An 11,301-nucleotide genomic window follows, 5' to 3' on the forward strand; every position below is an offset into this window, starting at 1 on the left:
ACACCAGCTTGGCATCCAGGACGAACAGGGAGGTGCCACGAAGCGGGCGAACCTTACACAGGTTGAGACTGGTGGGCACGTAGAGGGTGTGAATATACTCGCCGAACTTCATGATCTGGACGCCGCCGGTGGAGACATCGGCGTTGCGACGCATCAGGTTGAACAGGCTGATGCGGGTGTAACGGGCAAAGCGCTCGTTGATCATTTCCAGGGTCGGCATCCGGCCCCGAACGATGCGGTCCTGACTGGCAAGGTCGTAGGACTTTATACCGGTATCATCAGTCTCTTCATAGGTATCAATGTCACCGTCATCCACCCCGTGGAGGAGGGCATCGATTTCATCCTGTGACAACAAGTCCTGCATACGTAGTCCTGCCCCTGAAGTACCGTGGCCCGTGCGCTATTGCACGACAAAATTTCTGAATAACACCCGTTTGATGGCGGGCTCGCCTTCCTGCTCCAGAACCTGATTCACCGTGGTTAGCATCCGCTCGGCCAGGCCACTGCGGCCCTCGGGCGTCTGCAGCTCGTTGAAGTTACTGCTACCAAGGACTGTCACCAGCTGGCTTCGAATGAGAGGCATGTGCAGCTTGGCAGCTTCAAGCGCCTGTGGATCGGTGGACTCCAGCGCCAGATAAGCCTGGGCGTAGCGTTGGCGACCCTCAGCCTGAACCGTGGTAACGATGGCTTTTTCCATCTGGTAGTAGCTGCTGGGAATAAAGGTTTCCTCTGCAACCTCGGTTGCGTCACCCTCTTCCTCCCCCATGCCCGGAAGACCGCCGCCCAGGAACCACAGGGTACCCACCACAGACAGCACAATGGCCAGGATCACCACCACAACCAGCATGATGATCAGTTTCAGTTTTCCCTTCTTGGCAGGAGCCGCTTCAGATTCGTTATTTTCAGCCATAATGTTCGCTTTGCCAGAAATCCGTCACGGGGAGCAATTTTCCGCGACTTTTCAGGATTGGATGCAAAGGGCGGGCCAGAACACCCAACCTTCCCGTTCAGAACAGCAGTTTAGCGTTGCCGGGAAGGATGGGCAAAGGAGATTGGAAGAGAATATCGAAGGGTATCAGGCGAAGATGTCTACTTCGCCTTTCCAGCTGAGATCAAGGCTGCCGGAGCTGATGCCTTCATCGTCCTGATCGCCAGCGACCAGCGATGCCGAACCGCCACCGGAGCCATTATCGTTTCCGGTGCCCTGCTCGCCGGTCTGCTGGCGAGGCGAATCGGAAACATCGAAGCCTGCCAACGACATTCCCTGCTCACCCAGCATATCCCTGAGCCGGTGGGAATGCAGTTCAAGCTGGTCACGGACCACGGGATTGGCCGAATGGACCGTAATACTCGCCTGCTCGTTCTGCACCCGGACCTTGACCTCCATGGGGCCCATGTCCGGTGGTGTCAGGTGGATTTCGGCAACCGACATGTTACGGGCAGTCAGCCAGCTGAGCTTGCCCACCAGTTTGTCGCCCCACTCTGCATGGCCTACCGGCACATCAATGGACGTAGCATAACCTCGTAATGGCGCAGCGTTCTCGGCCGTCAGTTTTGCTGCCCCATTGGCATTATTGGCCGCTTGCTGGGACACCAGATCCATGGCGGACTGGAAGCGGCCAGAATTGATCAACGAGCCGGAATCCGCATTGCGGCCGGAGTCGGTGAGCACTGAGGCCTTCATGACATCTGTCAGTGTCGCATCGCCGGAAACACCGCCGGATCCGGACTGAGCTTTCTGACCCGAGGCCCCTGTGAGAAGGCCACTGAACAATCCGGCAACGGAATTCGCTTGGCCCGAAACACCGTTGGCAGCATTGACGCCGACTCCCGGCATTGTAGCTGACATGGCGGACTCACCGGCACCTCCGGCTTTTGGATTCAGCCAGGACTGCAACTCGACAAAGGTAAGGGGAAGCGCCGTCGGCTCTGATTTGCCATCACCTGCTACAGCGGCCCAGTCCGCGTCCTGTGATTCAGCATCCGTGGCAGCGTTGGCTTTTTCGCCACCCTTTGGATCAGCGTTCGCGTTTGCTTCCGTTTTCGTCTCTGAAGGTGTGTCCCGGGCCGCCCGGGATTCATCGGCAGATCTGGCCTCAGCGGCCCGATCCGCCTTCTGGCGATCGAGCCGCTTTTGCTCAGCCTGGGAGACAGAGTCGAAATCGCTTTTCCTGTCAGCCGGATCTCGGCTGGCTCCGGATTTTGACGGGCCGGGATCTTGTTGCGTCCCGGGCGCGGGGGTTTGGGGAAGAACCATCTGGGCCATGGCAACCTCTTGCCGCTTTTATCGCATTGTCGCCCTCACCTTGCCGGACTTGGCCGGTGCATGGGCGGTTAATCCACTCAATGCGAAGGACAAAGCAATTGTGATGCCAGCGCACACCTGCTTCGCCTGACAAACGGCCTGAATAGACCTGATTCACCCCACCATCAAGCCATCCAGGCCTGCGATTACCTGTTCGAATTCCCGGGCGATGTCATCCAGTAATCCCGAGGCATCGTCCAGCCGGGATTCCTTTCCTGCGATTTCCGCCCTCAGGCAGAGATCGCCAAGTCGTGGGGCGCCAATATTGATACAACTGCCCTTGAAGCTATGGGCCGTCTTGGCAAAGGCGTCACTATCGTCAGCCCTCAGGGCTTCTTGCAATCCCCGAATCCTGTCGCGGGAATCTGCAACATAGGTCTGTATCAGCACTTCGAATTCGTCCTCCATGACGTCTCGAAGCTCAGCCAGTGCCTCCTCGTCCAGGTGTGGTTTATCAGTCATCTCGATTCTCCGCTGTACGGGCGAACTGCCAATCGTAGACAATTTCAACATGATTGCCCTGTTCATGAAACCTGATGGTCTCCGCCAGACGTTTCAACAGCAGCAGGCCCCGCCCTGCATAGCGCCCGCTCATGGTTGGGGAATTACCGGGGGCCACGCTGGGATGATTGTGAAAATCAAACCCTTGGCCGCTGTCCTCACAGATAACACGAAGCCGACCTCCATCCGGTTTCAGGGAATGGTGCAGTGTGAACCGGATGTAGTGACCCTCCACGTTGGCCAGGCGCCGATTGCGCTCCGCGTAGTAGCGGCCAAAGCCCTCCGGTGAGTGCTTCCATTCTGACGGGAGTTCCAGAACACCGTGCTCCAGCGCGTTGTTGTAGAGTTCCGCCAGCAGGGTATAGATTTCGCCGCTCTTCCGTCGAAGACCCGGCACCTCCATACAGATATGAAGCAACAGAGGCAGGGGACTGAACTCTCCGAGGGTCCTTTCCCGGATTTCATAGCTGCAGCGCCATTCCGCCGGCCCGGCAAGAGCAGACGGTGCGGCACGATCTGGCAGGGTAGCCAGCCCCGCCTCGTCCATCATTTCCAGACAACAGAGCGTCAGGTCATCGCCATCCTCAAAGTTGCCGGTGAACCGGTGAACCGCGGACATCATGGCATCGAACGGATGGTCCCCATCGTCCAGCCGGTCAAGCGTGCCGGTAACGCCCTGCTCACCGAACACGTTGCCGGCGCTGTCGGCAGATTCCAGAAAGCCGTCGGTCATCATCAGCACTCTGTCGCCAGGGGCGGCACCAACCCTCTCGAAATCGGCATTGAACTGATCTGGTGCAAGGATACCGAGGGGAAGATGCCGCGATGGCAATGCCAGGAGTTCTCCGGTGGTCCGGATCAGCCAGCCATCCGGCAGACCGCCGTTCCAGATCTGCAACTGATTAAGTTTGAAATCCGCCTCAATCATGGCGCCACAGCAGAACATGCCCGTCGGCAGAATCCGTTTGAGTTTCTGGTTGATCTCGCGCAACACGTCCTGGCCGTTAAAACCCTTATTGGCCATGCCGTAGAAGATCTCGGCTACAGGCATGGCGCCGATGGCAGCCGGCAGACCATGGCCGGTGAAATCCCCCATGAAGATCAGCATCCCGCCCGCCGGCCGGGGCGAGGCAAACAACACATCACCATTGAAAATGGACAGGGGCGAAGCGTGATAACGAATATTGGAGGCATCCAGGCAGCCGGAATGAGCCACGTTATCGAAGACCCGTTTGGCGATTTCCTGCTCTTCGGTAAGTTGTCGGTTGCGCTCACGAATGAGATCCCGCTGATCCGAGAGGGTCCGGTGCATCAATCGCATTCGGTTGAAAGCCTTGATCTTGGCTTCAATGATGATCCGGTTATAGGGCTTTCCCAGGAAGTCATCGCCACCGGCCTCCAGACATCGGGCCAGGGCACCGGCTTCAGACAGGGAGGTCAGGAAAATCAGGGGGACCAGCCGTTCGCCAGCCAGGAGCTTGATCTGACGGGCCGCTTCCATGCCATCCATGACCGGCATCAGGGCGTCCAGCAGCACCAGATCCGGCGCCTCCCGCTGGAAAACAGAGACCGCGTCCAGCCCGTTTGCCACATCAAGGACTTCGTGCCCCAGTCGCTTCAGCAGTGTTTTGAGGATCAGGCGATCGCTGTCTGAATCGTCAGCGATCAGTATTCTCAGGGGACGGCTATGTTCTGCAACGGAATCATCCATGAGTACTCCGGCAGTCCGCGAGCATCAGCGGATATTGAAAAGTTGCTCGAAATTGGAGATTGAAAGGATACGACGGACATCGTTATTGCAGTTTTCGATGACGATTCCTGCGCTGTCACCTCCGGCATAATCACGGAGTAACAACAGCATTCCCAGCGCCGAGCTATCCAGGTAGGTGGTGTCAGACAGATCCACAATGTAATTCCGGATGTTCGGATCACCGTGCTCGTAGGCATCACGGAACGCCTGATGGGTGCTGAAGTCGAAACGCCCCTCTATCCTGATAACAAGAGTCTGACCGTCATCATCGCGGCGCGTCTGGATCGGCATTCCAAAACCTCCCGGGCTATCAAGAGCAGCATTTGACCGGCGTGTACTACCAGCCCTACATCCGGTAAGGATAGCTGAGTGGTCTGATTTTGCATCTGTATTTGCTTGATGCGGAGCAAGATTCAGCGTCGACGTTGGTTAAAAGCCCGCCCCGCGGCCTCATCCGAAAGCTTCTGTTCCCGGAGATCCTGCTCCCTCTGCTCCTGCTGGCGGCAGGTTTCTATGTATTTTTCCATGCCCCGCCGGCGCTCCCAGGCGTGCTGCCATTCCTTTTTGCGCGCCTCGAAGACCTTTTCCGCCTGCTCCAGCTGCGTCTGTTGCTGCCGGATTACCTGATCCAGTTGCGCAATAAAGGCCTGCCACGCCTGGAGCCTGGACACCTGCACAATCCCCTGTTGGCTGTTGCGAATCTGATCCCGGTACTCCTGCTGGTAGCGATTCAGGTTCTGGACCTGTTCGCGCTGCTGCTCCGCCAGCTTCCTGGCCTCTCCCATTCGCTCCAGGGCTTCCAGCTCCTTGCGCTCCTCCAGGGAAAGAACCACTTCCAGACGCCGGGAACGCAGCATCAGGCATCACCTCCGCCGCCAGCTGCCGGATTCGGCACGGCCGACTTACGCCGATCGGGGGATCGACGCTCTGGCACCACCGCCAGCAACTGGTCAACACTTTCCTTCAGTGGTGCACTCTCATTCAGGCCCTGCTGCAGGAACTGGCGCATATTACCGATGTGAGTGATGGCAAAATCGGTCTCGGGATCGGAACCCTTCACGTAAGCGCCCACAGAGATCAGATCCCGGGCCTGCTGGTACCGTGAGTACACCTGCTTGAATCGCTGGGCCCTGGAAAAATGTTCGGTCTCGGTTACCTGCGGCATCACCCGGCTGATCGACGCTTCCACATCAATGGCGGGGTAGTGTCCCTCTTCGGCAAGCCGGCGGGAGAGTACGATGTGGCCATCCAGAATCGCCCGGGCAGCGTCTGCAATCGGATCCTGCTGGTCATCGCCTTCGGTTAGTACAGTGTAGAACGCCGTGATAGAACCACCTCCGGGGCGACCATTGCCGGTTCGCTCCACCAACTGGGGCAGTTTGGCAAATACCGAGGGCGGGTAGCCTTTGGTCGCCGGCGGCTCACCCACGGCCAGGGCAATTTCCCGCTGGGCCTGGGCGTAACGGGTCAGGGAATCCATCAACAGGAGCACGCGTTTGCCCTGATCCCGGTAATACTCGGCAATCCGGGTGGTCAGCATGGCGGCGCGCAACCGCATCAGTGGCGAATCGTCCGCGGGCGCGGCCACCACCACCGAGCGGGAAAGGCCCTCTTCGCCCAGGATGTCTTCGATAAACTCCTTTACCTCGCGGCCCCGCTCACCAATCAGGCCCACCACGGTGATGTCGGCATCGGTAAAGCGGGTCATCATGCCCAGCAACATACTCTTGCCCACGCCACTGCCGGCAAACAGACCCAGGCGCTGCCCCTGGCCGACGGTCATCAACGCATTGATCGCCCGTATACCCACATCCATCGACTGCCGCACCGGGGCGCGGTTCAGCGGGTTGATAATATCGCCGGTGAGCGCCACGCGGGCTTCGGCCTGCAAGGGGCCTTTTCCGTCCAGGGGCTCGCCACTGCCATCGACCACCCGGCCAAGCAGCTGGGGGCCAACCGGCACCCGGCTTGCGGCAGACAGAGGCACAACCCTGGCACCGGGCTTGAGCCCCTCGATTGCTGTCAGGGGCATCAGATACACCCGGTCGTCCTCAAAGCCCACCACTTCCGCCTCAACATTACCGGTGTTCTGGCCAAAAATGACACAGCGGTCACCGACCACCATGGGGCAGCCGACACATTCGAGGGTAAGGCCCACCATGCGGGTCAGTCGGCCGGAAAGTTCAGGCTCGGGCTCGTTTCCCAGAAACCCCTGAAAGCGGTTGAGGCGATCAGCGAGGCTCGAGGTCATCACCGTCACCTGTATTTTGCGCCGGCTTCGGATCGTCTGAGGAATCCCCGGTCTCCGGGGAATCCAGCACGTCCCGATGGAAACCGGTCAAGTCTTCCATCATGGAGTCCAGTTCCTCGGTTTCTCCGCCCTCACTGTCGCTCATCTGCTGGTCCAGCATGCTCTGCACGGCCCGCTGGAAACGTTTCTCAACTGTGAAATCCACCAGGCTGTGGCGGGTTTCCACCTTACAGCCACCGGGCAGAATACTGGCGTCTTCAATGACGGAAGCGGACGCTTCGAGGCGGGCGGTCACCTCGCGAACCATTTCACAGTCTTCCGGGTTTATATGGATGCGGATGTTTTCCGCGGTGGAGGGTAGCGCCTCCATGGCGCGGCGAACCACGTGACGGATCTGGGAGGAGTCGATGGTCAGTTCACGATAGACCACCGCCCGGGCCAGAACCGTGGTCAGGTTGACCAGAGAGGTTTCAAGTTCGTCCTCGTGGCGCTTGATCGGCAGCAGCAACTCACCGAGCAGATGTTCGAGACGGTCAAGCTTGGTCTCGATTTCCTTGCGGGTATCGTCGTAGCCCTGACTTTTGCCTTGCTCCCTGCCCTCTGCCAGGCCGGTTTCCAGCCCCTCCTGGTGGCCTTCCTCTTTGCCGGCCTTCAGGCCATCCTGGTAACCCTGTTCCCGGCCCTCGTTATAGCCGTCTTCCCGGGCCGCCTCGCGAATCTCGTCAATGTCGGCGGCGGTGAGGGGCTTGACCTCGCGCTCCTCTTCCCGCGCTACTTCATTGCCACGGGCATCCAGCAGGGGCAGCTCCCACCGTTCATAGGCGGTCAGCTGTTCCTTGGGAATGCGATTGACGTCACGGGTGGAATCTTTCATCACATCATTTCTTCGCCGGCACCGCCGAGGGAGATTTCACCGGCCTCGGCCATACGGCGTGCAATGGTGATAATGTCTTTCTGGGCGGATTCAACTTCGCTGACCTTGACCGGCCCCTTGGCCTCAAGATCATCCTGCAGCAATTCCGCAGCGCGTTTGGACATGTTCTTGAAGATCTTGTTCTGAACCTCCTCGTCGGCGCCCTTGAGGGCCACCACCAGCACTTCCGAGGACACTTCCCGCAACAGCGCCTGGATTCCGCGGTCGTCCACTTCCTTTAGGTTATCGAACACGAACATCAGGTCTTCGATGGTGCTGGCAAGGTCCGGATCCATATCCTTTATGGAATCCATCAGATTGCCTTCGATGCTCCGATCCATGAAGTTCATGATGTCCGCTGCCCGCTTGACCCCGCCAATGCGGCTGGTCTGGGAGGCGGCGCCACCCGAGAACTGCTTCTCCAGGATATCGTTGAGTTCCTGCAAGGCCTGGGGCTGGATACTCTCCAGTGACGCAACACGCATCATCACATCAAGGCGGACCTTCTCATCCAGGGTGCCAAGAATTTCAGCGGCCTGATCCGGATCCAGGTAGGAAATAACAATGGCCTGGATTTGCGGGTGTTCGTAGCGAATGATGTCGCCAACGGCCCGGGGCTCCATCCACTTGAGAGTATCGAGGCCGGTGGTATTGCCGCCAATCAGGATGCGATCGATCAGGCTGGATGCCTTGTCGTCGCCGAGCGCCTGGGTGAGCATCGTCCGGATGTACTCGTCATTGCCTACGCCAAGCCCGGTCTGCCCGCCTACGGCATCAACAAAGTGGTTCATCACGTAGGTCACTTCGTCCTTGCTGACATCCTTCATCTGGGCCATGGCCACGCCCACACGCTGGACCTCTTTGGGGCCCATATGCTTGAGGATTTCTGCGGCATCCGCTTCGCCCAGTGACATGAGCAGAATCGCAGCCTGCTCCACACGCGGAATTTTCCGCTGCGGCTTTGATGGCTCACCGCCACCCTGTTGATTGGCTTGCTCAGTCATCGACGTTCACCCACTGGCGCATTACCTGTGCGACCCGCGCCGGGTCTTCGGCAATCAACCCTTTCAATGCGTTCAGCTGCCTATCATAACCGTCTGTGGCACCCGGCAAAAGCAGATCATCCTGGGCGGACATGGCCTTGCGGAGCTCATCTCCACCCTCGATGTCATCAAGGCCCCCGTAACCACCGCCACTGCCGGAGCCGGAATCCAGGCCGCGTTCCCGCTGGCCACCGCCGGACAGGCTTTTAAGCGTTGGGCGCAGCAACCCCAGCACAAGCACCAGAATCACCAGGCCTGCGAGCACTTGCTTCATCAGATCCCAGAACCAGGGCTGTTCCCAGAAGGCCGGAGCCTCGAATTCAACGGATTCTTCCTGCGCAAATGCGGTATTCATCACCGTAACACTGTCACCCCGGGCAGCTGAATAGCCCACGGCGTCCCGAACCAGCATGCTGAGCCGCTGCAGCTCCTGCTCCGGCCAGGGCTCGTAGCTGACTTCGCCCGTTTGTGGATCCACTACTTTCATGTCGTCCACCGCCAGAGCCACGGTCACCCGCTTGACTCTGCCCAGCTCCTGACGTCGGTAGCTGACAGTACGATCCATTTCATAATTCCGCGTGGATTCACTTCGCACGTTGACCGGTGCTGGCGCCGCCTGCTCACCATCACCGCCGGCAGCCTGCTCTGGCACCGTAGCATTAGCCGGCGGCTGGTTTGCCAACGCACCGGGAATGCCGCCCTGTGCGCCGGCAGTGCGCCGTTCGGTCAGCTCACGCTCACTGCGCACCGCCTGCTGTTCGGGGTTGAACAATTCCTCTGCCTGCTCCACCGAGGAGAAATCGAGATCCGCCGACACTTCGGCACGATAGCGGCCATCACCCACGATAGGTCCGATGAGAGAGGCAACCCGACGCGTCAGACGCTCCTCGACTTTGGCGGTGTATTCGTATTGGTCCGCCATCTGATCCGCACTGCTCTGACTTTGCTTGCCCGTCAACAGATTGCCGTTTTGATCGACAACGGTTACGTGTTCCTTGCTCATCATGGGAACACTGCCGGCAACCAGATTCACAATAGCGTTGATCTGTTCCTGTTCCGGCCGGCGACCAGCGAAAACTTCAAGAAACACCGAGGCAGAGGGATCACGGGCATCGCGAACAAAGACAGAGCGCTCCGGGATAGCCAGGTGCACACGGGCATTCCGAACGCCACGCATGCTGGCAACGGTGCGGGCAAGCTCACCCTCAAGCCCGCGCCGGTATGAGATGGTTTCCATAAACTGCGACGTGCCGAGACCACGTTCCTGGTCCAGCAGTTCGTAGCCCATGGTTTGACGATCGGTGACACCTTCGGCCGCCAGCTTCAAACGGGCGTTGTAGACCTGATCCGAGGGAACCAGTAATGCGCCGGTGCGCGGATCCATCTTGTAGTCGATACCGTTGCTTTCGAGGATGGTGGTCACATCCTGGGGATTGTAGGATGAAAGATCACCCACCACCGGCTGATAATTCGGCTCCTGAGCCCAGAGCACGACCGCCAGCCCCAGCGCCACGCTGGCGGCAAGCCCCACCATAAGCCCGATCTGGCGCAGCAGGTTGAGCCGGTTGAACCCCATGAACAGGTCGCTACGGCTCTCTGGCGCGTCTCCCTCCCGGGCTGCGGGCATGTTGGAGGCATTGGTTTCTGCAGGTACGCTGGCCATGACTCTGCTCCGTTATCAGATCGGCATGTTCATAATGTCTTCGTAGGCCCGAACCACCCGGTTACGTACCTGGGTCAGCGCTTCGAAGGAGACAGAGGATTTCTGGGCGGCAATCATCACACGGGTGATGTCTACGTTCGGATCGCCCATGTCGTAGGCGGTTCGCAGATCCCCAGCCGTTTTCTGGAGGTCGTTCACGTTGTTCACCGCGTTGCTAAGCATGTCATTGAAGCTGGGCGTCTCCTGGGTTTCCTGAACCTGGCGAGGGCCGTCTATGCGACCACGAACCGATTGATCCTGCTCGACCCGCTGGTTCTGCATCATCTGTGAACGCAGGGACCGGATATCGGACAAAACACTGTTGATGTCGGCACGCTGAACCATAACTCTCTCCTGGCTCCGCCCTCCCAGGGACGGAATTGCTCTTGGGATAATCTTAGCTCCGGTGAAGCAATTGGCAGGCCAAGTAGATTTTAGATATAAATATCAGAAGGTTACGAACCCAAGGACGGAGTCGTGAAAGTTCCATGACGGACTTTTGACGAGGGGCAGGATGACCCCACCGGCATGGGGAATCGAAGATAAAAAAACGGCACCCCGAGGGGTGCCAATGAAGGAGTTCGTCTTGCAGGGGGTCAGACCAAGGCCATCTCGGCGTCCAGATCGATTCCGGCGTCGCGCATCTGGGCCAGCTTGTACCTGAGCGTCCGGGGGCTGATCCCCAATTGCTCTGCGGCCCTGTTGCGACGCCCACGCTCTTTCCGGAGTGTCTGAATAATAATACGGAATTCCTGCTGCCTCAGATCATCGCCCAGGGAAACCGCGCCTTCCGGTTCGCCGTCCTGTTCATCGCAGGACTGCTCGAGGGACGAAAC

At 58.9% G+C, this 11,301-nt stretch carries 13 protein-coding genes; all 13 read right to left on the reverse strand.

Features of this window, described 5'->3' with window-relative positions:
* Positions 1 to 364 (reverse strand): flagellar motor switch protein FliM (locus B2W52_RS08800; protein ID WP_476738521.1); only part of this gene is annotated, 364 nt, incomplete at its 3' end.
* Positions 365 to 400: 36 nt separating this feature from the next.
* Complete coding sequence (locus tag B2W52_RS08805) at positions 401 to 910, reverse strand: flagellar basal body-associated FliL family protein (RefSeq protein ID WP_008173070.1); 510 nt, start codon at positions 908 to 910, stop codon at positions 401 to 403.
* A gap of 165 nt (positions 911 to 1,075) precedes the next feature.
* Complete coding sequence (locus B2W52_RS08810) at positions 1,076 to 2,266, reverse strand: flagellar hook-length control protein FliK (RefSeq protein WP_008173069.1); 1,191 nt, start codon at positions 2,264 to 2,266, stop codon at positions 1,076 to 1,078.
* A 153-nt stretch (positions 2,267 to 2,419) separates the two neighbouring features.
* The gene (locus tag B2W52_RS08815; RefSeq protein ID WP_008173068.1) at positions 2,420 to 2,767 is read right to left on the reverse strand and encodes an Hpt domain-containing protein; all 348 of its coding nucleotides are present in this window, start codon (positions 2,765 to 2,767) and stop codon (positions 2,420 to 2,422) included.
* Positions 2,760 to 4,517 carry a PP2C family protein-serine/threonine phosphatase gene (locus B2W52_RS08820; protein ID WP_008173067.1) on the reverse strand — a complete coding sequence of 586 codons (1,758 nt, stop codon included), beginning with the start codon at positions 4,515 to 4,517 and terminating at the stop codon, positions 2,760 to 2,762. The genes B2W52_RS08815 and B2W52_RS08820 overlap by 8 nt, the downstream gene beginning before the upstream one ends.
* A gap of 24 nt (positions 4,518 to 4,541) precedes the next feature.
* Complete coding sequence (locus B2W52_RS08825; protein ID WP_014577632.1) at positions 4,542 to 4,847, reverse strand: STAS domain-containing protein; 306 nt, start codon at positions 4,845 to 4,847, stop codon at positions 4,542 to 4,544.
* Between the two features lie 122 nt (positions 4,848 to 4,969).
* Positions 4,970 to 5,413 carry a flagellar export protein FliJ gene (fliJ, locus tag B2W52_RS08830; RefSeq protein WP_273071297.1) on the reverse strand — a complete coding sequence of 148 codons (444 nt, stop codon included), beginning with the start codon at positions 5,411 to 5,413 and terminating at the stop codon, positions 4,970 to 4,972.
* Entirely contained in the window at positions 5,413 to 6,807 is a 1,395-nt protein-coding gene (fliI, locus tag B2W52_RS08835) for a flagellar protein export ATPase FliI (RefSeq protein WP_014577634.1), read from the reverse strand. The genes fliJ and fliI overlap by 1 nt, the downstream gene beginning before the upstream one ends.
* Positions 6,788 to 7,681 carry a flagellar assembly protein FliH gene (locus B2W52_RS08840; RefSeq protein WP_273071295.1) on the reverse strand — a complete coding sequence of 298 codons (894 nt, stop codon included), beginning with the start codon at positions 7,679 to 7,681 and terminating at the stop codon, positions 6,788 to 6,790. Before B2W52_RS08840 ends, fliI begins: the two co-directional genes overlap by 20 nt.
* Positions 7,681 to 8,724, reverse strand: a complete 1,044-nt coding sequence (gene fliG / locus B2W52_RS08845; protein WP_273071293.1) for a flagellar motor switch protein FliG — start codon at positions 8,722 to 8,724, stop codon at positions 7,681 to 7,683. Before fliG ends, B2W52_RS08840 begins: the two co-directional genes overlap by 1 nt.
* Positions 8,717 to 10,426 (reverse strand): flagellar basal-body MS-ring/collar protein FliF, encoded by a 1,710-nt coding sequence (fliF, locus tag B2W52_RS08850; protein ID WP_008173059.1) that lies wholly within the window; start codon positions 10,424 to 10,426, stop codon positions 8,717 to 8,719. The genes fliG and fliF overlap by 8 nt, the downstream gene beginning before the upstream one ends.
* A 15-nt stretch (positions 10,427 to 10,441) precedes the next feature.
* A complete protein-coding gene (fliE, locus tag B2W52_RS08855) occupies positions 10,442 to 10,810 on the reverse strand; it encodes a flagellar hook-basal body complex protein FliE (protein ID WP_008173058.1) in 369 nt (122 codons plus the stop codon).
* Positions 10,811 to 11,061: 251 nt separating this feature from the next.
* Positions 11,062 to 11,301 (reverse strand): helix-turn-helix domain-containing protein (locus B2W52_RS08860; RefSeq protein WP_286802531.1); only part of this gene is annotated, 240 nt, incomplete at its 5' end.

Source organism: Marinobacter sp. UBA2498 (assembly GCF_002341575.1).
GTDB classification, from domain to species: Bacteria; Pseudomonadota; Gammaproteobacteria; order Pseudomonadales; family Oleiphilaceae; genus Marinobacter; species Marinobacter manganoxydans.

What these genes read in the sequence shown, in the direction of transcription:
- B2W52_RS08805 (WP_008173070.1), bottom strand. Translation starts at nt 910, where the DNA reads ATGGCTGAAAATAACGAATCTGAAGCGGCTCCTGCCAAGAAGGGAAAA.
- B2W52_RS08810 (WP_008173069.1), bottom strand. Translation starts at nt 2,266, where the DNA reads ATGGCCCAGATGGTTCTTCCCCAAACCCCCGCGCCCGGGACGCAACAA.
- B2W52_RS08815 (WP_008173068.1), bottom strand. Translation starts at nt 2,767, where the DNA reads ATGACTGATAAACCACACCTGGACGAGGAGGCACTGGCTGAGCTTCGA.
- B2W52_RS08820 (WP_008173067.1), bottom strand. Translation starts at nt 4,517, where the DNA reads ATGGATGATTCCGTTGCAGAACATAGCCGTCCCCTGAGAATACTGATC.
- B2W52_RS08825 (WP_014577632.1), bottom strand. Translation starts at nt 4,847, where the DNA reads ATGCCGATCCAGACGCGCCGCGATGATGACGGTCAGACTCTTGTTATC.
- fliJ (WP_273071297.1), bottom strand. Translation starts at nt 5,413, where the DNA reads ATGCTGCGTTCCCGGCGTCTGGAAGTGGTTCTTTCCCTGGAGGAGCGC.
- fliI (WP_014577634.1), bottom strand. Translation starts at nt 6,807, where the DNA reads ATGACCTCGAGCCTCGCTGATCGCCTCAACCGCTTTCAGGGGTTTCTG.
- B2W52_RS08840 (WP_273071295.1), bottom strand. Translation starts at nt 7,681, where the DNA reads ATGAAAGATTCCACCCGTGACGTCAATCGCATTCCCAAGGAACAGCTG.
- fliG (WP_273071293.1), bottom strand. Translation starts at nt 8,724, where the DNA reads ATGACTGAGCAAGCCAATCAACAGGGTGGCGGTGAGCCATCAAAGCCG.
- fliF (WP_008173059.1), bottom strand. Translation starts at nt 10,426, where the DNA reads ATGGCCAGCGTACCTGCAGAAACCAATGCCTCCAACATGCCCGCAGCC.
- fliE (WP_008173058.1), bottom strand. Translation starts at nt 10,810, where the DNA reads ATGGTTCAGCGTGCCGACATCAACAGTGTTTTGTCCGATATCCGGTCC.